Source organism: Clostridium sp. OM02-18AC (assembly GCF_003481825.1).
Classification (GTDB): domain Bacteria; phylum Bacillota; class Clostridia; order Lachnospirales; family Lachnospiraceae; genus Brotaphodocola.
In genome coordinates, this window is record NZ_QULW01000001.1 from 197,900 (window position 1) to 219,172 (window position 21,273).

Below are 21,273 nucleotides of genomic sequence, written 5' to 3' on the forward strand. Positions count from 1 at the left end.
ACCTAAAAACGCAGAAAAAGAACATCCAAAATTGAGCAATGTGATTGTGCACAATGTTGTGATCACGTTCTTGATCATGGGAATATCTACGATTATTGCGCAGGCCTTTTTCCATTATAGCAGGAACTCTACCAGTGTGGCGATCATTTATGTCTTGACGGTTATGCTGATCGCACGTTACACAACGGGTTACATTACCGGTATTATTGCATCTATTTTTGGTGTGTTTTTTGTGAACTATGTCTTTACCTATCCATACATGAACTTTAACTTTTCAATCGATGGGTATCCGGTAACGTTTCTCGGTATGCTTCTGGTATCTTCGATCACCAGTACAACGACAACCCGCTTTAAAAAACAGAACCAGCTTTTAAATGAACGGGAAAAACTGCTGGTAGAAGCGGAAAAAGAGACCATGCGGGCGAATCTTTTAAGAGCGGTATCGCATGATTTAAGAACACCACTTACAAGCATTATCGGACTGGCAGATACTGCGTTAAGCGACAGCCCGGAAATTACGCAGGAAAAGCGCCGGGAACTGTTAGAAGGGATCCGGGATGATGCCAACTGGCTGCTGAATATGGTGGAAAATTTGTTGTCGGTAACCAGGATCCGTGTGGGCGATGCCCATGTAAATACGTCACCGGAGCCACTGGAAGAAGTTGTGGCGGAAGCCGTACAGCGTTTCCGGAAACGTCTGCCGCAGGGAAAAGTCGATGTTAAGATCCCGGATGAATTTCTTATGGTTCCGATGGATGCGACCCTGATCGAACAGGTAATCATTAATCTTCTGGAAAATGCAGTTTACCATTCCGGGACCGATGAGCCGATTGAGTTTTATGTAGAAAAACGGGAAGATTGTGTGGCATTTCACATCCGGGATTACGGAAAAGGAATTGATCCGGAACGTCTGAAGATAATTTTTGATGGAGCAGGAATGGAACCCAATGCCAGCGGAGATTCCCACAAAGGAATGGGGATTGGTCTTACCATCTGTAAGACGATCATCAATGCACATAACGGAAGCATTGAGGCAGCTAACCGCTTAAAGGGAGCTGAATTTATTTTTACATTACCATTGGAAGAGGAAGAAGAACATGACAAATAAACAGGTGATTCTGATCATTGAAGATGAAAAAAATATTGGAAATTATATTGAAACCATTGTGATATCAAACGGTTACAAAGCACTGCGTGCCATGAACGGAATGTCGGGGCTTTCCCTTTGCACCTCCCACCATCCGGATCTGATCCTTTTGGATCTGGGTCTGCCGGATCTTGACGGAAGTGAAGTGCTGGAGCGGATCCGCGGCTTTTCTGCGGTACCGATCATTGTAATTTCTGCGAGAACGCAGGAGGCAGAAAAAGTACAGGCACTCGATAAGGGGGCAGACGATTACATAACCAAGCCGTTTGGTTCAGAAGAACTACTGGCACGCATCCGCACCGCGTTGCGCCACAGTGCCCAGATCGTCAGTGCCGGACCGCGGGAAACCGTATATTCACGGGATGGTCTGGTGATTGATTTTGATAAGCGTGTCGTTACCTTAAACGGAGAAGACATCCATCTGACCCAGATTGAGTATAAGCTGGTGTCCCTTCTTGCGAAAAATGCAGGAAAAGTACTTACGTACGACTTTATCCTAAAGGAAATCTGGGGACCATATGCCGATACGGACAATCAGATTCTTCGTGTAAACATGGCGAATATCCGTCGGAAACTCGAAACAAATCCGGCAGAGCCACACTACATTTTCACGGAAATTGGTGTGGGATACCGGATGAAAGAATGATGATAGATGATGTTAGAATCCGCTGTTGATGATCTTCCAGTCGTCAGATTTGGATTTCCTGGCAATACTGATATAACGGAACGGGTTTCCGTCCCTGCGGTCCAGGTTGGTCAGAACGCGGTAGATGATGATATTTCCAGGACTGTAATCCTCTTCAATGCCACTGTTGTGGTATTGAGGGTCAGAAGAGTCTGCCGGGTAGATCTGGTCGACTCCTTCAAAAGAGATGACTTCTTCTGTGAAATAATGTTGAGCCAGCGCTTCAGTCGTGTCTAGTTCCTCCTGTGTGAGTGATTCCAGGTAGGAAGCACCTGATGTGCTGGTTTCTTTTGTTGCTGCACTGGTTCCGGAAATCTGTCCGGCAAATTCGGAAGGAATCATGGAAAGTGCATTGCGGTCAGATTCAGAAAGTGTATAATAGAAGTTGAGCCACTTTAAGGTATCTTTGGAAAGTTCTTTTTTCTTTTTATAAACACCTTGAAACTCCACGGTGTCATCAGCCAGAAAAAGTTCACAGATTCTGGCTGTTTCGTCTGTGATCAGACCGATCGCCCCGTCTGCGAGAAACGAGTAAGATTTGCCCTGACAGTCGAAATTTGCTTCTCCGTTATTGACCGGTGTGGTATTGGCAGCCGTGACAGACTGGATCGTGCCATCGGTGTATCCTGGAAAAACAGATACCGTTCTTTGCGTGTCATAGTAAAGAATGTTGTTTAACAGGATCATATTGGCTGGTTCTTCCTGGTTTTGCGTGTCGGCAAGCTCTGTATCAGTACTTTGCGTTTCCTTGCTTTCGCTGATACTGCATCCGGAAGCGGAAACAGCTGCCGCGGACAAAAGAAAAAGAACCAGAACTTTACGGTATATTTGCATAATCATTCTCCAATAACAATAGTGTTGTCATTATAGCAAGGAACCGATAAAAAAGCTTTAAGATATTTTTAATTTTAGATTACTTCTTCAAGATTGCGCAGCATGAAACGGTGCAGACAGCAGTAAAAGAAACCCAGGGAAGGAACAGAAAACATGACAAAAGATAATTTCAGAGAAAATCAGATTACGGAAGGCATCATCTGGCAGCAGCTTCTGCTGTTTTTCTTTCCGATTCTCTTTGGTACTTTTTTTCAGCAGCTTTACAATGCAGCGGATGCCATGATCGTAGGCCGTTTTGTGGGAAAAGAAGCATTATCGGCAGTAGGTGGTTCCACCAGCATGCTGACACAGCTGATCGTAGGCTTTTTTGTCGGATTGTCGTCGGGAGCTTCCGTGATCGTTTCCCAGTATTACGGTGCAAAACGCTCGGAGATGGTTGGATATGCAGTTCATACTGCGCTGATGTTCAGTATCCTTTCCGGCTTTGTGATCATGGCGGCAGGAATCTGGTTTGCTCCGGCCATGCTTACTGCCATGGGAACACCGGAGGATGTACAGGGGCTTTCCTTAACGTATTTGCGAATTTATTTTTTGGGGATCATTGCCAATCTGGTTTATAATATGGGGGCTGCGATTTTGCGCGCCGTGGGAGATTCCAAAAGACCGCTTTATTTTCTAGCGACCAGCTGCCTGACCAATATTGCTCTTGATATCCTGCTCGTTGTGATCTGCAGGCTCGGTGTAGTGGGAGCGGCGCTTGCAACCATTCTTTCCCAGCTTTTAAGTGCAGTGCTGGTGCTTGGCTGTCTCATAAGAACCAAAGATATGCACCGGCTGATCCTGAAAGAATTGCGGCTGGATGGACGGATGCTAAAACGGATCATCCGTATAGGACTTCCGGCGGGAATGCAGTCTGTGATGTACGGACTGTCGAATGTAATCATCCAGGCAGGCATTAATTCGCTTGGAACCAATACGGTTGCTGCCTGGGCCGCTTACAGTAAGCTGGATTCCGTGTTCTGGATGATGATCAATGCGTTTGGCATTTCGGTGACAACCTTCGTGGGACAGAATTTTGGTGCCGGGAAGATGGAGCGGGTACACCGGGGCGTGCGGACCTGCATGATCATGACAATCCTGTCTTCTTTGGGCATGTCATTTCTGATCTACCGGTTTGGTGTGTACGGCTATGAACTGTTTACCACAGACCGTGAGGTAATTCACATCGGCATTGCCATGATGCACTATCTGGCTCCGATGTATGTAGAATACGTGGCAATCGAAATCCTTTCCGGCGCTCTGCGCGGAGTGGGGGATTGCTGGTGGCCGATGATCATCTGTCTTCTGGGTGTTTGTGTGCTGCGCGTCAGCTGGATTCTGATCGCAGTTCCATTGAAACGGGATATTTACACGATCATGTTCAGTTATCCGCTGACCTGGATCACAACCACGATTCTGTTTATCATTTATTATTTGTTTTTCGGGAAGCTTAAGATAAGAAAAACGGTTGCGTAATGCGGAAACAGGAATGAAAAAAACTGCAGGTGATGGATTCATCTGCAGTTTTTTTCATGATATTGATGGGACGTCAGTGGTGTATCTGCTGCTTACATTTCCGGTACCGGAGTGGGTCTGGATTTGTCAAAAACATCTTCTGCGCGGAAGAGATCGTCCAGCTTGCGGGAACGTCCTTCTGCATCTGCCGTAATATCTTTCCACATGCGGTAGCCGTCTAAGTTGCGGCGGCCCTGACGCAGGTAGTCATCGCCAAGCTGTACCCAGTACTGGCTGGAATCGACGTTGCAGAAATAGCGGAAGCCCACGTTGTAAAGATAGCGGAAGCGTTCATTGTCCATGGTATAAGGATGCCAGTCACCGACATCCGCACCAAATGGGAACAGAATGATATCCGTAGGTCCGATCAGGGATTCTACTTCCGATTCCCATTTGTCTGTATCGGATTGGAAACGTTCCCACTCCACGGTGCCGAGATTCAAGTGTCCCCAGCTGTGGGAGGCAAGTTCAAAACCGTTGTCCCTCAGACATTGTGCGACCTGGGAAGCAGCCTGCCGGTCTTCTTCATAGGTTGCGGAACCGGCATAGGAAGATGCCGTGCGGTATCCAAGGATTCCTTCATAGCCTGTGAATGCCAAAACGGCGCGGGCCCCTTTGTAGGAGAAATCAGGATGATGTTCGCAGAACTTGTCCAGGATCGGAACCAGGTCATAGTCCCCGGTGCGGACAGATCCATCATCCATGGTCATTTCGCAGGTTGGCTTGCCGTCTTCGCCAATGACAATGCGGTTGGCGAAGCCGTCTCCATCCATGTAGGGATAATAGCATAAGTCATCCTGGGACATAACAAACGGAATTTTTCCAGGCGGCAGCATAATGTCGCCGGCTTTCATGACCGTATTTCCATTTTCATCGGTTGTCTCATAAGCCATATCGTGGAGTCGTACCAGGACATAGCCCTTGCTGTACAGGCTTTCCAGGATTTTGTTGAATTCATCGATGGTAGTCATGACCTGATTGTAACCATCCTGATCGTTGTCGCCATCGAATGCCTTGGATGGATTCGCTACCAGAGTATGAAAGAATACATGGGTAATCTTACTGATCGGTGTGCGGACCAGCGTTTCTTTTGTGGATTCATATTCGGAAATGGCATTGATAACTTCCGGGTCGGAAGCGAATTCTTCCGATGCTTTTAACCGGTCTATGGCAGCGTCGTAGTCGTAGCCGGCTGCAAGCAGATAAGCCTGGTGAAGCAGGTCTGCTGCCGGAGTATCGGGCATGACAAAGCCGTCTCCCTCGGTTGGAGTTTCTGCTAAGTCAGAAGAGTCCGTGGAAATGACGATGGAACTGGTCGCGTCAGGTGTGCTGGTATCATGATGCTTTTTCAGAAAAAAAATGCCGGTGCCAAGTGCACCGATCAGTACAACGCAGGCTGCAGCTGCCAGAAAACGTGGAAACCGCGGGCGGCGGCGCCTGTGGCTGTATGACCTGCCGGAATAATATTCGTTCATATAAAAACCCCTTTACTATGATATTTTCATCATAGCATAGAACCTGAAAAATAGCCATAGATTGCATTATAGAAAAGGGGAAAAGTGAGGCGTTTTATGAAACGATGGGGGATGATCATGTGCTTTTGTCTGCTGGTGAATCTGGTGAATCCAATCGTCTGCGATGCGGCGCACATGCCGGGATTACGGGGAGAACCGGGACTGCAGGGAGAAGCGATGTTGCCTGGATTGCAGGAAAAGCCGGGACTGCAGGGAGAACAGGAAATACAAAGGGAACTGGACTCACAGGAACTGTCTGCAGAATCCACGGTGCAGGTGCAGGCGCCGTCTGCCGTTTTGATGGAAGCTTCCACGGGGCAGATCATTTATGAAAAAAATGCGGATGAAAGGCGCAGTCCGGCCAGCATAACAAAGATTATGACCCTGATCTTAATCTTCGATGCGATCGATGAAGGAAAAATCCGGCTGACCGATGAGGTGGTAACCAGCGCCCATGCAAAATCCATGGGCGGTTCGCAGGTTTTTCTGGAGGAGGGAGAGGTGCAGACGGTGGAAACCCTGATCAAATGCATTGTGGTTGCATCGGGGAATGATGCATCGGTCGCGATGGCAGAATACATAGCCGGATCGGAAGATGCTTTTGTCCAGCGCATGAATGAACGTGCTAAGGCTCTGGGAATGTCAGGAACCCATTTTACAGACTGCTGTGGTCTGACGGAATCACCGGAGCATCTGACTACAGCGCGGGATATTGCAGTCATGTCGCGGGAACTCATTACGAAATATCCGCAGATCCATACCTACTCCACTATCTGGATGGAAAACATTACCCATGTGACAAAGCAGGGAACGAAAGAGTTTGGGCTTTCCAACACGAATAAGTTATTAAAGATGGCAACCAATTTTAAAGTGACTGGCTTAAAAACCGGATCGACTTCCCTTGCAAAATATTGTCTGTCCGCCACTGCTGAGAAAGACGGAGTACGCCTGATTGCAGTTGTGATGGCAGCACCGGACTACAAGGCACGTTTTGCAGATGCCCAGAACCTTTTAAATTACGGTTATGCAAGCTGCCGGCTTTACGAGGATCAGGAAATGGTGCCGCTCCCGGTTATGGAAGTAACGGATGGTGTTGCCCAGTCCGTTTTTCTGAAATACGCAGGAAGTTTTTCCTATCTGAGTTTAAACGGTGAGGATTTTTCGGCGATCGAGAAGAAACTGATGCTGCCGGAAACCCTGAAGGCTCCGGTAAGTGCCGGAGAAAAAGTTGGAGTATTGCGCTATGAGCTGAATGGGAAGGTACTGGGGGAGGTCGGGATTCTGACAAATGGAAGCGTGGAGAAAGCCGGATTTTTCGATTATTTGCAGATGGTAATGCGGATCTGGAATCTGGGTGCACATACGTGACACGGAATCGCTGTCGAATATGGGCAGACAGAAAGAAAACTGTTACGGACATTATGCGTGAACAGCAGCGAAAAAACAGGTTAGACAGATCAAAAGGCGAACCGTTGGGGAATCGGTTTCATACATTGTAGGTATTAAGAGGTTTGACAGGAGGCATTTCGGTTTGAGAAGAAAAGGAATCGGGTGTTTATGCGCAGTCAGCATGATCTGCGCGGTTTTGTGCGGCTGTACAAAGGAACAATCGGGGCTTACCCCGGTTACGCTTTATGAGGTTGCCCATTCTATTTTTTATGCACCGCAGTATGCAGCGATTGAACTTGGATACTTTAAAGAAGAGGGGATTGATCTGACACTGGTGAATGGTGCGGGGGCAGATAAAGTCATGACAGCCATGCTTGCCGGGGATGCAGATATTGGATTTATGGGATCGGAGGCAAGTATTTATACTTATGCGCAAGGAGCTGAGGATTACGCGGTAAACTTTGCACAGCTGACGCAGCGGGCAGGAAACTTTCTGGTGGGACGAGAAGCGGATCCGGATTTTAACTGGCAGAAACTAAAAGGAAGCAGAGTTCTTGGCGGTCGGGCAGGTGGCATGCCGCAAATGGTATTTGAATACATTTTAAAGAAAAACGGAATTGATCCCAAAACAGATCTCACGATTGACCAGAGTATCCAGTTCGGTCTGACAGCGGCAGCATTTACCAGTGACCAGTCCGATTATACGGTAGAATTTGAACCGTTTGCGACGGGACTGGAACTGGAAGGAAATGGTTATGTGGTGGCATCGTTGGGCACAGATTCCGGATATGTCCCCTATACGGCATATTGCGCAAAGAAAAGCTATCTCGCCATGCATCCGGAGCGGATCCAGCAATTTACAAATGCCCTGCAAAAGGGGATGGATTACGTGAATTCCCATACGGCGGAGGAGATTGCAAAGACGATCCAGCCTCAGTTTTCCGAGACTCCACTGGAAAATATCGTAACGATCGTAAAACGTTATCAGGATCAGGATACCTGGAAAAAGGATCTGATCTTTGAAAAGAGCAGTTTTGAACTTTTGGAAAATATCCTGGAGGAAGCCGGAGAACTTTCCGGACGCGTACCATACGAAAACCTGGTCACAACGGAATATGCAAAAAAGGCGCTGCCGTAGACGGGAAGAAAAGGGTGTTGGAGCAGAAGCACAGCAAAATTTTTCCTCAGGACTATGGACTTTACAAATTTAGTGTGATAAACTGGTGACAGTAGAAACTGCAGGATCCTGCATGAAAAGAAGGGAATCGTGTCCGATGAATAAGAAGATTAAGACAGAGGCGGTTGACCATCTGTTTGAAGCCATTTTAACATTAAAGACTCCGGAGGAGTGCTATATATTTTTTGAAGATGTGTGTACGGTAAATGAACTGTTGTCGTTATCCCAGCGCTATGAGGTAGCAAAAATGCTGCGGGAGAAGCGGACTTATCTGGAAATTGCAGATAAGACAGGAGCATCTACTGCAACCATCAGCCGTGTGAACCGCTCATTAAACTATGGAAACGATGGTTATGACATGGTATTTGGCCGTATTGCCCAAAAGCAGGAAGCGGGAGCCGCAAACGGGGAAACTGCTAAGGAGCAAACTGCAGAAACTCAGACAGAACATGCACCAGAGGAATAAGCATGATCCGGTGGATTCAGAGTCCGGAAGAACAAAAACAGAATATCACCATATAAAAAAGTGATGTCATGCGGCATCACTTTTTCGTTTTCCTGGTTTTAGGATCAAGCGGCATTTCTTCGCGGAGCTGGTCGATCAGCATTTCAATCATATGTTTTTTCAGATAAACATCGAAAGAAAGTTCGCTGATAAAAGAAAAAAGCTGCAGATATTCTTTGTCGTCACTTTCGGAATCAGCAAAAGTCTTAAGACTGTCCTCAAATTTTGAACGGACGTCGTCTTTTAAATGTTCCATCTGAAGGTCTTCCCGGGAAAAAACTTCCTCGTAAATGTCACTTAACGACAATCCCTCTTCTGCGCGAAAGTGCTGTTCGGTCACCGGACGGAACAACTGCTCGATGTCGTTAATGGAAAGAAGATTTTTGTAGTAATAAATAAACAAAAGCAGCAGAATGTGCTCTTTGCTGTATTTTTTACGGACAGGCGCGGGCAGCAGGCGGTTTTTCGCGTAGTTATTGATCATGGTTTTGGTGAGGGCTTTATCCTCCGGGCTGCGTTTGGTCTTCTTCAAATGTTCTTCCATGAAGGAAGTGACCTGGTCCATATATAAGTCCACTTCAGGGATTTTTTCTGTTTTAATGTATGAGATGGAGTCAAGCCAGCTCAGAATATCAGATAGTCTTTCGGAATTATTTTTCATGATGTCACCTCTTACTCTATTATATAGTATTGAAAACCAGATAGCAAGAGGAAAAGGCTTAACTGTGGGAAATACTCCACACAATTAAGCCTTTCTGATACTAAAATGATACTAAAAATTTAATTTTTCCAGTTGGTCAGCCACTTCCCGGTGCTTGCTGGGGTACAAATGGCCGTAGATTTTATTGACCATTTCCACGGTGTCACCGATGCGTTCCGCAATTAGGATCGGCGGGAAGCCCATGTTGATCAGCAAAGACACATGACTGTGCCGCAGATCATGCACCCGGATGCGCTTCACGCTGGCAGCAGCAGAACCTTTTTCAATGGCGGTGTAGAGCCTGGACGGCGTCACCGTTTGAAATATCCGTTCGTCCGGATCCGGTTCATAGATCTTTGCAATAACGCCCTGGATCTCTGCAACCAGAAAGCCGGGAATCGGAATAGAACGCTTGCTTCTGTCTGTTTTTGGGTCTGTGATCGTGTCCACCTTATTGAACCGGTGGAAAGTGCCGCAAATGGTGATCGTTTTGCCTGCTGCATCGAAGTCTTTCACGGTCAAGGCCAGCAACTCCCCGCACCGGATGCCGGAATAGAAGAGCGTAAGGAACGCAACGCGCAAAATCATGTCTTCCACGGTAGGAAGGAACGTCTTGAACTCTTCCAGAGTCCAGAAGTTTAAACCTCTGTGAACCTTTCCAACCGCTTTAACCAACCGGCAGGGATTGGAATTCAAATTGTAGTAGCGCATGGCAAAGTTGAACATAGCAGACAAATGGCAGTTCACCATATACTGGCTGTATTCGCCTAAGGCGGATGCCTTTAGTTCGCCCTGCCAGCTCCGGACGTCTGCCGGGGTGATCTCGCACAGCTTCCGGTCCTTCCAGAACGGGAGAATATGGTTGCGGATCATAGACAGGCGGCTCCTGCAGGTGGATTCCTTCGCGTGGGCTTTCAAATCGGCGGCATAGAGGTCGTATAAGGTCTGAAAGGTCATGTCTGGCTGGCCCTGCTGCCGCTCCAGAAACTGCCGTTCCCACTCCTTCGCCTCACGCTGCAGCTTGAAGCCGCGTTTCAGCTTCTGCTTTCTGGTTCCGGTGTAGTCGGTATAATACAGCTTCACGAACCAGGTTTTCGTTGTTTTGTCTTGATATACAGGCATGAGTTGCCCCTCCTTTGTTCCTGGCCGGGCTGGGGCGTCTGGGACAAACAGAGGATATTTGACAAATAAAACGGAATGACTTATAATACACTTAACAAGAGAGCCGAAAGCTAGAGTACACCTAGCCGCCGGCAAAGCATAGAGCAAAAAATAGCGCCTTATCTTACCAGGACGAGGGCGCTATTTTTTGTGTGTAAAATAAGCGACAAGAGTAATTACAGCACAAAGCATAATCACAAACTGAAAAAGATCAGAGTATGTAACCATTGGCACCGGCCTCCTTCCGTATAACGTCCGGCGGCTGACATAATCGCCCCTTCGGCTCCCTGGGTAAGTGTATTATAGTTTTCAATGTGCAACAGGGGCGCTTTGGGCGCTCTGCACCTGGTGTAGGTATTTGACAAATAAAACGGAATGACTTATAATACACTTAACAGGAAAGCCGGAAAGGAGCCACTACCTCCCCGCCCCGGCGAAAAATCTAGTTATTAAAAAATAGCCGTCAGACTCGCCAAAGTTCAGGACGGCTATTTTTTATGCGTATATGTGAGAATTGCCACAATCAGCGATACAACAGATATTACAAGCTGAAATTTCTCATATGTACTCATTGGCACCACCTCCGACAGGCTCGGAACGGGTGCAGCGCGTCCCCCGGCTCCCCGGTTAAGTGTATTATATTGTCATGGTGCGGTGAAACTTAAAATTAAGCATCAGAATCTTTCTTGTACTCTGGTATTCTACTAAGCAACTGAACTTTTTCCGTAGCTTCATCTATAGCCTGGTTCTCAGCCTGCTTTGTTACTTTTTCAATCGTTTTCTGTATTTGCAGATCAGCTTCCTTTTGCCCTTCGTCATTCATTGCCTCATAATATTCGGCCAGTGACTGCTTGAGCGTTTCAGCAAAGCTTTCTAACGATTGCTTTATGGAGGGGATGGCTTTTGCAACATGATTTCTATATTGTTCCAATTCTTCTGGCGTTAACTGTTCATGGTTATCTACCTTGGCCAGAATGGTATTAATAGGATGAGTTTTATCTATATTATCATCGATAACGATTGTTTTGTGTGTGGCTGTCTCCGTATTGTCTACAGGTGCATTTTGCTTTGGTATGTCATTCTGTGTCTCTTTTGCTTTTTCTGAAATAAATTTCTTGTAGTCATTTGAATTCGTAAAGGCTTTTTGATCAGTATCTGTGTTGATGGTGATACTTGATAATTTTGCACTTGTAAAATTCTTTAATTCCTCGGGTGTAAATGAATCTAAAGAATCATCGGATATTAATTCAGAGAGTAGTATATTGAGTTTATCAGCGATTATATTTAATGTTTTAAGGGTTGGTGTTCTACTTTCGTTTTCATATTGTCGTATTGTTATTTCGGCAAGGCCAACTTTATTTGCGAGACCTCTTTGAGTTAGTCCTCTTTCTAATCGAAATTTTTTAATGTTTTTACCGATTGACATTTTGTTACCTCCATAATAATGATTTTATCATAAAAAAACAAGTTTGTATAGATTCAAAATGAAACTTGACAGATTCATATTGAAGCTATATAATATGAATAGATTCAATGTGAATCTGAATGGAGGTGACAAAAATGAAATTGGATAGAGAAAAGTATATGATTGCAAGAGCAAGGGCCTGCATGGGGCAAAAGGATCTTGAAGCTGCTGGAATTCCAAAAGGAACCCTATGCAGAGCATTGCGTAGCGAAGTAAGACCGGAGACGATAGGAAAGATTGCTCGTGCTTTAGAGTGTGATGTATCCGATATTATTGATACTGAAAACAATTAAAAGACGGGCCGGGCTGGGGCGTCTGGGATGCACAGAGGGCATCAGAAAGGGGCACATGTGGGAATCATTAACCAGATTGCAGAGTACACAAGGCTCTGCAGAGAGCTTTCAGAGCTTCCACGTAATGCGGAAAGCCCGGAAGCATACGAACCGATTGCAAAGCGCCGCTGTGAGCTTCTGGAGCAGATAGCAGCCAGTAGAAAGGCGCTGGAAGAAAGGAAGGTGCTGAGTCCATGAAGCAGTATTTAACCGCTGCGGAAGTGGCGGAAACGGTTGGCGTGTCTACCACAAAGGCTTATAGCCTTATCCGGGAGATGAACGCGGAACTGAAAGAAGCGGGATACATAACCATAGCCGGTAAAATCCCGGAGGGCTTTTTCGGAAAGAAATATTATGGCTATCAGCCTGGAGGTGATGGGCAGTAGGATGGCAGAAAACAGACGTTTCTACTGGATGAAATTGCCGAATGACTATTTTCGGCAGTTGTTTCAGCGGAAAATGAGAAAGCAGACCGGCGGCATTGAAATGCAGTTGATCTATTTAAAAATGTTGCTGTACAGCATAGATAAGGACGCCGTGATACCATTCCAGGGTGTATATGATTCTATTGAGGAAGAACTTGCAGAAGAACTCGGAGAAGAATCAGAGATGGTGAAAGAAACCATAAATTTTCTGGAAGCGAACGAAAAACTTGAGTGGACAGAAAGCGGTATTTTTCTTCCAGAAGCGTTGGAGCGGGTCGGATCAGAGGGAACATCAGCAGAGCGTGTTCGCAATTTCAGACGGCGAAAAGCGTTACAATGTAACAACGATGTAACAGAGTGTAACGGTAGTGTAACAGGGAGTGACGCAAGCGTTCAATGCTGTAACGTAGAGAAAGAGATAGATATAGAGAAAGATAAAGAGGTAGAGAAAGAGAAGAAAAAGAAAGTGGAGGCGAGCGCCTATGTAGATGATCCAGAACTGAATACAGCTATTTGCGATTTTGTGGAAAATCGAAAAAAATTGAGAAAACCCATGACGGACAAGGCCATAGCGTTATTTGTGAGACATTTACAGGGAATGACAGACAGTGTGCAAGACCAAATTGATTTAATCAATACCGCAATAGAATGCGGCTGGCTGACGGTATACCCATCAAAGGGAGAACAGAGGCAGGCAAGTAGCAGGCAGCAGGTTATGAGTGCGGATGATTGTTTACAAGGGATCATTAACGGAGACATTAAACTTGAAGGAGGCGATTTCTTTTGACGAGAGACGAAGTTGCAAAAATGCTTTGCGTGATCCGGTCCGCATATCCGCAGACATATTCAAAATGTTCTGCACAGGATATTACAAACATGGTTTTTGTATGGCATTCAGTGCTTGAAGATTATACATATTCTCAGGGTTCAGCCGGGGTTAGAATATATCTTTCTACTGACACAAAAGGTTTCCCGCCGTCTCCAGGGCAAGTAATTGACTGTATTCACAAAGCAATGCCGGAAGAGAGGCAGAAAATGAGTTCACTTGAAGCGTGGGCCCTGGTGCGTAAAGCTTTACGCAATAGCCTGTATAATGCTGCTGAGGAGTTTAAAAAGCTGCCGGAGGCAGTTCAGCGCGCTCTTGGCTCTGCAGATAATTTAAAAGAAATGAGCCAGCTTGATATAGGACGTTTAGAGACTGTTGAACAGAGCCACTTTTTAAGGCAGTATGAGGGCATAGCGCAACAAATGGGAGAAGAACAAAAAATTCCTTCAAAGGTACGAGAGAACATGAAAAAAATTACTGAAACACAGAGCAATCTTCTTGATGTTCAGGAAGTGCCAGAAGAGGGCGCGGAGTAATGCTACGGAAAGGAGAAACAGGTGGATAAAAAGTATAAGGGCAGCAGTTGCGAACTGGTAGACGCATATGTCATTCTGACCCGTCAGGGCGTTGTACTGGCCTCAGATGATGCGAAACTTACAGCGGGCGAAGATAGAGCGCTGCGGGAGATGAATCTGAGATTGATTGACCGGTCAAAGAAAACGGATGTGGACGGAAACTTCCGTTCCTGGCTGCGTGCGCAGTCTGAAATGATCGTAACGGCCATTCAGGAAGGTTACACACAGGAGGAAGCATTGGAGATGCTGAAAATTTACCAGTTGGCCGAGATTAACAAGGGAAAATCTGGAAATGTATAAAGAAAAGCCCTATAGGATGTTGGCGCATCTTATAGGGCGGGCATAGCCGGAGCTACTCAAAACCAATTACATAGTAGCACAGAACCGGCAGAAAGGGCAAGAATAATGGGAAGAATTTTAAATGAAAAACATCGTATCGCTACCACTGAGATGCCGGGAGAAGCAAATAACTTTCAGATTTGCTACAGCTCTGCCGATATTATTATCGTTAACAGCACTATGCCTTGTCAGGAGGAAATTGTAAGGCTGATGGTTACGTATCTGGAGCAGGAGGACGATGAAGTCCGGAAAGAACTGTATGAGGTTGTGACGAGTGATATCTTACTGGGAATTTTTCACGCACTGGCGCGCGTGGCGAGAGTCCGCCGCAAGCTGAACCGGTCTAAGTGTGCGTAAAATGATAAGGTGCTGCCGATTGGGAAACGATCGGCAGCATGTGAAATAGATAATTTGCAAAAGTGAGGCGATTGGATTATAATATGTCTGTAAAGATTAGAATATCCTATGAGAAGCCACAGGAGCTTGATACAGTGCTCAAATTGCTCCGACCGATAGTTAAGGCGTATAAGGCAGGAAAGGGCAAGGACGGGCAATACAGACGGGCCTACGTGGATATAAAAACGGAGTGAATCACAGCATCTGCGGCGGTACATATGAATTTGCAGAAAACCGCGGATTTATGATTAATTTAGGCAAATTTCGCCTAATAGAAAAATAAAGATGGGATTTTATTTAGAAATTGACATAGTGAAAGCAAGCAAAAAGAATATGTAGTACCCTGGGCATATGAACATGTTCGGAAGTCCTTTAAGGGCGTGGGAATGACAGAGAGCGAAGATATTCGTTGTCATTTCTTCGCCCTTTTTTGTTTTTCAATAAATATTTTGGAGTAATAGCATTTGGTGGAAAATAGTAGGTAGAATTGTGGACAGTTGGAAAACGGACATAGGGAGGAAAATCATGCGCACACGCGATGCAAAACTATCTGATTATGATGTACCGAAAGAGGATGAAGCGAGGCTTGATGAATATTGCAAAAAGCTGGATTCAGATATTCGGTTCATTCTTTTTAGTTGTGCAATATCAAAAGCGCCAGGCATGGAATTAGTTATTTATGAAAGTCTGACGGCCAAGGATCCGAAAGAAGCCGGGTACTATAGCTTGCTTCGCCGCGGGCGTGATATTCCGGCTAAGACCGATGATTTTTACGGCTACCGCCGGAAGGTCAAAGCAGAGTTTTACCACAGGTTGAAATTGTATGATTTATGGTGAAAATCATAGAGGAGGAGCAACTTGCAATGAGAAAAATCACGCTTAAGCCCAAAGCATATTATACGCGGACAACCTTGAAAGTAAGTTTTATTTCTGTAAGATGGGACGAAAAAAATAAAGTTTTGGAGACTTTATTATCATTGGCTCATTATGAGCATGATAACACAAAGACCGCGGGTATGAAGCTTTTTTCTCGTAATGTAGAAACAATGGAGAGAATGCTGCTGGATCATATAAGGCTGTATCCGGTTAAATGGGAAATGGAAGTTTTGATTCCAGATCCCGGCGAGCCGGGTATATTTCCGTGTTTGATAAAGGAGTGAGAATAGTATGGGCGGTTTTGGGAGCGGCGGCCACAATAAAAAGCATGAGCAGGTTGAAGAAAAAACAAGTGTCCGTGTAGATAGTTTCACGGTATATAATTTTCTGCAGTATGACAAGTATATTCATTACAAAGAGGAAGTGGATATTCGCAGCGGCGGTACGGTTATTCGATATTATCCACAAAGCAGAGAAATGGAGATTCTGGAGAACCGTGCATTTTATCCGCTGGAGGTTTCAAGGGTAAAGAATATTGATGGAGTATCACAGCGCCTGTATTTTTATTGTCCATGCTGTGAGCGGCGTGTCCGGTATCTGTATCGTGACAGCCGGAAAGGTACATATCAGTGTAGGTTATGCTCGGGATTAAATTACAGGTCCCAACAGGTCAGCGGTCAAGAACAACTTCGCATGAAGATGGAGAATATTGTGGAGAAAAAAATGGGCTATTATGGATGGCATTATATCTGCGATTACATTGCGGACCTTTCTATTCCACCCAAGCCCGCGTATATGCGATATGAAAAGTATGAAAAGCTGGTGTCGGAATTAAAAAAGATGCAGAGAGATTATCGTACCGCTTGCATAAAAACTTTTACTGGATTTTGCAGTAAATATGGGTTTTGATTTATGAACTGTGTATTGTTGCTTATGTGAGAGAAAACCATAGAAATTTATATTACGCCCATTTTTTTTAATAAACGAGGATAGCCGCATTGAATGCGGATGATATAGTATGATTATGATGATGGTGGTGGTGATGTGGATGCATGAATAATGTAACAATACGGAAAACCTTGAAAGAATGTAAGATACCACAATGGCGCCTGGCAGATGCATTAGGTATATCGGAAAATACTCTGGTACGGCGTATGCGGTATGAACTGGATAAACCTGCTGCCGCGCATATTTTAAAAGTTATACATGATATCAAAAGAAGTGAAGAAAGCGTAGTGAAAATTGAATAATGGTATAAAGAAGGTGAACTGAATGTTTGGTGTGATAATAATCAGCGGATTCTTATTTTTGATAGTCTGTGAACTTGCGGCTATTTATGATGATATGACAACAAAAAAAGGAGATCATGCAGATGAAAAATAAAAACGAGACGGAAAATGCTTTACAGGCACTTCGCAGAGCGGGCGCGTTGATTAAGAATTTGGGAGAAGGGTGTGAACAGGGAGTCAAGCAGGAAATTTTTCTGAGGCAGCAGGTTTTGGCGGAGGAAACAGAGAATGAAAAGCATTAGATTTGAGACCGGTTATAAGACTTTTTCCATTAATGATGATCCGGACAGGACAATCAGCTTTAACCCAACGGACGCAGACATTGTTCAGCGTTTCGCAAAGGCAATAAAAGAACTGCAGTCCGAAAAAGAAACTATGGCGGACATACAACTGAATCCAGATGGAACTGCGGCCATTAATGATATGAGCTCATTGGAAGAAGCAAGCGCAACACTAGAGAAATTTAATGATCTCATTAAGCAGAAACTGAATTATATTTTCAATTCAGATGTATACGATGTAGTATTTGCCGGACAATCTCCATTTTCCATTGTGGGAAAAGATCATAAGCTGTTGTTTGAGGCATTTCTTGAGGCAGCTTTTGAGATGGTGAATGAAGAGGTTGGCGCAGCGACTCAAAGCCGTATTGGAAAATACACAGATAAATATAAAAAGTAGACTGGAGACGAACTATCGATACAGAAATATTACGTGTTATTGAAGAAATTCAGGGGCGAGGCAATACAGCAGAGGTTAAAAAGAGGAAGGAGGATGTAGTAGTACTTGAAGTAATAAGAAAAATTGCATACAGCTCAGGCAGATAGAATGGTATCTGTTAATGGCAAAATGGTGCCGGTGACTTTCAGAAATGAGAATCATCGGCTTTTTGTATTATATAAGGCGGTGATTTATGATGCAGCAGAGTGATGGATCAATTATTATTGATACCCAGATCAATACGGATGGCGCTGGTGTAGGTGGGAGAAAACTACAAAAGGAACTGGGCCGGGTAATAGATAATGCGGAGAAAGCAGCGGATAAGGTAAAAAAGGCTTTTGCTAAAGCTGGGGCTTTCACTTATGATCCTCAAGCTATGGAGAAGGTGTTTGGAAAGACTGCTGCCCAAAATATTAAAAATTATGTAGATGCGATAGAACTGTATGGGAAACAAGCCGGACAGGTATTGAATAAACTAGATTCGTCATTACAGGATCAGACAAATGATTATAAGCGGGAAATTGAAAGCCTGTCAAAGGCCTTAAAGGACATGGAGCAAGATGGTATGTATTTTGGTGATGAAGATTATGACAATACATACATTAAGCTTCAGAAGGTTACTCAGGCATTAAAAGATTATAAAAAAGAACTTGTCAGTCCTGCGGCAACTCCAAAGGTTGTTGATGTATCCACAATGTCTGGAAAGATAGGTCAGCTCTCAAAAGAGCTTTTGCATCTGGAGGATAAAGGAAAAGGCTTTGGAGATTCTGAATATGATGCAACCGCGGTAGCTCTTAAGCGTGCCCAGGAAGCCCTTGCAGCATACAAATCAGAGCTTTTCAAGACTGATGAACAGCGTCAAAAAGAAGCGAAATCAGTCAGGAAGCAGCAGGAAGCCCAGGAAAAGCTTAACCAAAAGCTGCAAGAAGCAAAAGAAAAAGAAGCCGCTGCTGCCGCTGAATCCGAAAGGCTTAGGGAGATTGGCGAAAATGCCAAGGTGTCAAATGCTCATATCGTCAAGCTCCGGCAGGAACTGGAAGCTCTTGAAAACCGACAAAAGGATCTGCAAAAGGCTGGAGTTGGTGTAGGATACAAAGAATATAACCGCAATGCGGCGAAAATCCGCAATTTGCGTGCTCAGATTAATGCCTATGCGTCAGATACGAAAAAGGCAAGCAAATCCACAAAGCAGATGAAGACAAGCGTGGATCAGGGCGGAAAATCCGCTAAGAAATTTGGATCCAATATGGCCGGACTCTTGAAAAGGCTTATTCTTTTTCGGATTCTTCGCACTGCTATATTCACAGCTTTTCGTTCGGCACGCGAGGGAATGGAGAATATTGCTCAGTATTCGCCTGAGACGAATAAGGCCATATCAAATGTTCTTTCGTCTCTTACGCAGCTGAAAAATTCATTTGCTACTGCGTTTTCTCCGGTCGCAGAATATGCGTCTCCTGTACTGGTAGAATTCATCTCATTGCTTTCAGAAGCAGTTACGTGGACTTCTCAGTTTTTTGCGGCTCTTACCGGAAAAGATACATATACCAAAGCAACGAAGGTAGAGGAAGACTACGGCGCTGCCTTAAAAGAGAGTAACAAGCAGATAAAGGCACAGGAAAAGGCGAATAAAAAGCTGACGTATTCGTTTGATGAGCTTATCCAGGCCGGGAACAAATCAGATCAGGACAAGACCGGATATGTCGGACCTACACCAGATCAGATGTTTACCACGGAAGAGGTATCAAACGACATAAAGGCCCGTGCCGATGCAGTGAAAGAGATATTCTCCGGCCTGTTTGCTCCGCTGAAAGAATCCTGGCTTGATAATGGCCCGGAAGTGATGCAGTCTCTCACAAACCTGTTTACATCCGCAAAACAGCTTGCACAGGACGTAGGCGCATCATTCATGCAGGTTTGGAATGTTGAAGGGTACGGAAAGACCATAACGGACAATCTGCTTATAACATTTGCCAATCTGGCGCAAACTGTTGCGAATCTTATAACGCAGTTTGATAAAGCTTGGGTCTCAGGTGATACCGGGACAAAGATATTACGCCATCTGGGGGATATTTTGGTTACGTTATCAGGATTTTTCCGCTCAGCATCAGAAAGTATCAAGAATTGGGCTGCAAACTTGGACTTTTCTCCGCTGCTGAAATCCTTTGATAAGGTGCTTACATCCGTAAATCCAGTTGTAAGGGCTATTGGAAATTTGCTGCTATGGCTTTTAAATAATGTTTTGCTGCCTATCACAAAATGGGGTTTAGAACAGGCTCTGCCCGGTGTGTTTGAACTTATAGCAGCGGCACTTGATACCCTTTGCGCAGTAATAGAAGCTTTGGAACCGGTTGGAGAATGGTTATGGAATAGCTTTTTGCAGCCTATTGGGGAATGGACAGGGGAAATTATAATTAACGCCCTGAAATTGCTTACAGATGTTTTGAAAAAGTTCTCTGACTGGATTAGTGAAAATAAAGAACTTGTAAGAACTATAACATATGCAATACTTGGCTTTTTTGCGGCTTGGACAATAATAAAGTTGGTATCTGATATTGGAAAGTTGTTTGTCGCATTAAAAGGCTTTATTAGTGTAATGGGCAAAGTCCTGGATTCTATAACACCGGTTAAACTGGCATTATGGGCAATAATAACACTTGCAGCCATTTTATACGATAGCTGGGACAAAATGACTCCGACAGAAAGAATGATAAGCTTTCTGTTGGCAGCAGCTTCTGCGGCTGGAATTCTTGCAGTTGCCCTTGGTGCGATTTCTGGTGCTGCAGGTGCGTTGGCTATGGGAGCATCTATTGCGGCAGGAATAGGAGCGGCAATGATTGCGATTAATGCAGGCAAACGGCAGACGCAGTCTACTTACAGCAATGCAGGCGGCGGAAGATATGCAAAGTACGCTTCCGCAGCGGCAACGTACAATATGCCACGTCTTGCGACCGGAACCGTGGTACCGCCACGCGCTGGTGAGTTTGCGGCTATCCTTGGTGATAACAAGCGCGAGACAGAAGTTGTTTCCCCGTTAAGCACGATAAAACAGGCATTGAAAGAAGCTCTGGCAGAAAGCGGAGGTAGTCGGGACATAACGGTTATCATGGAAGTGGACGGTCGGCGTTTTGGACAGGCAGTGTACAAGGCAAACAATGAAGAAAAACAGCGTGTAGGTGTAAGGATGGTGACAGTGTGATGTTATTTGAAATTTTGGTTGCAGTTCCAGGCGTGGTCAGAATGGAAAACCACCGTTACCTTTATACGGATATTTCCTACAATAGCATCAATGGTGTAGGATAAGGTATCATAGATCCAAGATGACGGCATTATCCAAAGTTTTTTATTTTTTGAAAGCATCTGTCATGTG

Annotated in this window: 25 protein-coding genes; 20 read left to right on the forward strand and 5 right to left on the reverse strand. The window is 45.0% G+C overall.

Going from position 1 to position 21,273, the window contains the following annotated elements; translation table 11 throughout:
* The first annotated feature begins 58 nt into the window (after positions 1 to 58).
* On the forward strand, positions 59 to 1,108 hold the full coding sequence (locus DXB18_RS00925) for a DUF4118 domain-containing protein (RefSeq protein WP_347560829.1): 1,050 nt from the start codon (positions 59 to 61) through the stop codon (positions 1,106 to 1,108).
* Entirely contained in the window at positions 1,098 to 1,793 is a 696-nt protein-coding gene (locus DXB18_RS00930) for a response regulator transcription factor (protein WP_118543956.1), read from the forward strand. The genes DXB18_RS00925 and DXB18_RS00930 overlap by 11 nt, the downstream gene beginning before the upstream one ends.
* A 12-nt stretch (positions 1,794 to 1,805) precedes the next feature.
* Here the strand turns inward: DXB18_RS00930 and DXB18_RS00935 are convergent, their stop codons facing one another.
* Complete coding sequence (locus tag DXB18_RS00935) at positions 1,806 to 2,666, reverse strand: hypothetical protein (protein ID WP_118543957.1); 861 nt, start codon at positions 2,664 to 2,666, stop codon at positions 1,806 to 1,808.
* A gap of 153 nt (positions 2,667 to 2,819) precedes the next feature.
* Here DXB18_RS00935 and DXB18_RS00940 point away from each other — a divergent pair, with 153 nt between their 5' ends.
* Positions 2,820 to 4,181: an MATE family efflux transporter gene (locus DXB18_RS00940; protein ID WP_118543958.1), complete on the forward strand. Its 1,362-nt coding sequence runs from the start codon at positions 2,820 to 2,822 to the stop codon at positions 4,179 to 4,181.
* A 92-nt stretch (positions 4,182 to 4,273) separates the two neighbouring features.
* Here DXB18_RS00940 and DXB18_RS00945 read toward each other — a convergent pair whose 3' ends face one another.
* Positions 4,274 to 5,695, reverse strand: coding sequence for a polysaccharide deacetylase (locus tag DXB18_RS00945; protein WP_118705441.1), 1,422 nt, complete (start codon positions 5,693 to 5,695; stop codon positions 4,274 to 4,276).
* A gap of 216 nt (positions 5,696 to 5,911) precedes the next feature.
* Here DXB18_RS00945 and DXB18_RS00950 point away from each other — a divergent pair, with 216 nt between their 5' ends.
* The 3 genes from DXB18_RS00950 to DXB18_RS00960 all read left to right on the forward strand — a co-directional run bounded on the left by DXB18_RS00950 (position 5,912) and on the right by DXB18_RS00960 (position 8,766).
* A complete protein-coding gene (locus tag DXB18_RS00950; RefSeq protein ID WP_347560830.1) occupies positions 5,912 to 7,102 on the forward strand; it encodes a D-alanyl-D-alanine carboxypeptidase family protein in 1,191 nt (396 codons plus the stop codon).
* Positions 7,103 to 7,304: 202 nt separating this feature from the next.
* Positions 7,305 to 8,261, forward strand: coding sequence for an ABC transporter substrate-binding protein (locus DXB18_RS00955; protein ID WP_118543995.1), 957 nt, complete (start codon positions 7,305 to 7,307; stop codon positions 8,259 to 8,261).
* Positions 8,262 to 8,397: 136 nt separating this feature from the next.
* Positions 8,398 to 8,766: a YerC/YecD family TrpR-related protein gene (locus DXB18_RS00960; RefSeq protein ID WP_243035374.1), complete on the forward strand. Its 369-nt coding sequence runs from the start codon at positions 8,398 to 8,400 to the stop codon at positions 8,764 to 8,766.
* A 76-nt stretch (positions 8,767 to 8,842) separates the two neighbouring features.
* On the opposite strand, the gene DXB18_RS00965 is transcribed toward DXB18_RS00960, so the two are convergent.
* From DXB18_RS00965 to DXB18_RS00975, 3 genes are all read right to left on the reverse strand, one after another.
* Positions 8,843 to 9,466 carry a DUF1836 domain-containing protein gene (locus tag DXB18_RS00965; protein ID WP_118543961.1) on the reverse strand — a complete coding sequence of 208 codons (624 nt, stop codon included), beginning with the start codon at positions 9,464 to 9,466 and terminating at the stop codon, positions 8,843 to 8,845.
* A gap of 111 nt (positions 9,467 to 9,577) precedes the next feature.
* The gene (locus DXB18_RS00970) at positions 9,578 to 10,627 is read right to left on the reverse strand and encodes a site-specific integrase (protein WP_118705445.1); all 1,050 of its coding nucleotides are present in this window, start codon (positions 10,625 to 10,627) and stop codon (positions 9,578 to 9,580) included.
* Positions 10,628 to 11,333: 706 nt separating this feature from the next.
* Positions 11,334 to 12,092 carry a helix-turn-helix transcriptional regulator gene (locus tag DXB18_RS00975; RefSeq protein WP_118705447.1) on the reverse strand — a complete coding sequence of 253 codons (759 nt, stop codon included), beginning with the start codon at positions 12,090 to 12,092 and terminating at the stop codon, positions 11,334 to 11,336.
* Positions 12,093 to 12,226: 134 nt separating this feature from the next.
* Between DXB18_RS00975 and DXB18_RS00980 the strand changes: the two genes are divergently transcribed.
* From DXB18_RS00980 to DXB18_RS01040, 14 genes are all read left to right on the forward strand, one after another.
* A complete protein-coding gene (locus tag DXB18_RS00980) occupies positions 12,227 to 12,424 on the forward strand; it encodes a helix-turn-helix domain-containing protein (protein WP_118705449.1) in 198 nt (65 codons plus the stop codon).
* Between the two features lie 57 nt (positions 12,425 to 12,481).
* Positions 12,482 to 12,661: a hypothetical protein gene (locus DXB18_RS00985; protein WP_147355202.1), complete on the forward strand. Its 180-nt coding sequence runs from the start codon at positions 12,482 to 12,484 to the stop codon at positions 12,659 to 12,661.
* Positions 12,658 to 12,849 carry a helix-turn-helix domain-containing protein gene (locus tag DXB18_RS00990; protein WP_118705453.1) on the forward strand — a complete coding sequence of 64 codons (192 nt, stop codon included), beginning with the start codon at positions 12,658 to 12,660 and terminating at the stop codon, positions 12,847 to 12,849. Before DXB18_RS00985 ends, DXB18_RS00990 begins: the two co-directional genes overlap by 4 nt.
* Before the next feature lies 1 nt (position 12,850).
* Entirely contained in the window at positions 12,851 to 13,675 is an 825-nt protein-coding gene (locus DXB18_RS00995) for a phage replisome organizer N-terminal domain-containing protein (RefSeq protein ID WP_207665748.1), read from the forward strand.
* Complete coding sequence (locus DXB18_RS01000) at positions 13,672 to 14,250, forward strand: replicative helicase loader/inhibitor (RefSeq protein WP_118705457.1); 579 nt, start codon at positions 13,672 to 13,674, stop codon at positions 14,248 to 14,250. Before DXB18_RS00995 ends, DXB18_RS01000 begins: the two co-directional genes overlap by 4 nt.
* A gap of 21 nt (positions 14,251 to 14,271) precedes the next feature.
* The gene (locus DXB18_RS01005; RefSeq protein WP_118705459.1) at positions 14,272 to 14,589 is read left to right on the forward strand and encodes a hypothetical protein; all 318 of its coding nucleotides are present in this window, start codon (positions 14,272 to 14,274) and stop codon (positions 14,587 to 14,589) included.
* Positions 14,590 to 14,694: 105 nt separating this feature from the next.
* Positions 14,695 to 14,985 carry a hypothetical protein gene (locus DXB18_RS01010; protein WP_118705461.1) on the forward strand — a complete coding sequence of 97 codons (291 nt, stop codon included), beginning with the start codon at positions 14,695 to 14,697 and terminating at the stop codon, positions 14,983 to 14,985.
* 564 nt (positions 14,986 to 15,549) lie between these two features.
* Positions 15,550 to 15,861 (forward strand): hypothetical protein, encoded by a 312-nt coding sequence (locus DXB18_RS01015; RefSeq protein WP_118530941.1) that lies wholly within the window; start codon positions 15,550 to 15,552, stop codon positions 15,859 to 15,861.
* Positions 15,862 to 15,887: 26 nt separating this feature from the next.
* Positions 15,888 to 16,184 carry a hypothetical protein gene (locus DXB18_RS01020; protein ID WP_147354265.1) on the forward strand — a complete coding sequence of 99 codons (297 nt, stop codon included), beginning with the start codon at positions 15,888 to 15,890 and terminating at the stop codon, positions 16,182 to 16,184.
* Positions 16,185 to 16,191: 7 nt separating this feature from the next.
* Positions 16,192 to 16,809, forward strand: coding sequence for a hypothetical protein (locus DXB18_RS01025; RefSeq protein WP_118705463.1), 618 nt, complete (start codon positions 16,192 to 16,194; stop codon positions 16,807 to 16,809).
* Positions 16,810 to 16,952: 143 nt separating this feature from the next.
* Positions 16,953 to 17,150 (forward strand): hypothetical protein, encoded by a 198-nt coding sequence (locus DXB18_RS01030; RefSeq protein ID WP_118705465.1) that lies wholly within the window; start codon positions 16,953 to 16,955, stop codon positions 17,148 to 17,150.
* A 122-nt stretch (positions 17,151 to 17,272) separates the two neighbouring features.
* Positions 17,273 to 17,431 carry a hypothetical protein gene (locus DXB18_RS16070; protein ID WP_178716331.1) on the forward strand — a complete coding sequence of 53 codons (159 nt, stop codon included), beginning with the start codon at positions 17,273 to 17,275 and terminating at the stop codon, positions 17,429 to 17,431.
* On the forward strand, positions 17,418 to 17,867 hold the full coding sequence (locus tag DXB18_RS01035; protein WP_118530949.1) for a hypothetical protein: 450 nt from the start codon (positions 17,418 to 17,420) through the stop codon (positions 17,865 to 17,867). The genes DXB18_RS16070 and DXB18_RS01035 overlap by 14 nt, the downstream gene beginning before the upstream one ends.
* A 232-nt stretch (positions 17,868 to 18,099) precedes the next feature.
* Positions 18,100 to 21,102, forward strand: coding sequence for a hypothetical protein (locus DXB18_RS01040; RefSeq protein WP_118705467.1), 3,003 nt, complete (start codon positions 18,100 to 18,102; stop codon positions 21,100 to 21,102).
* The last annotated feature ends 171 nt before the right edge of the window (positions 21,103 to 21,273 follow it).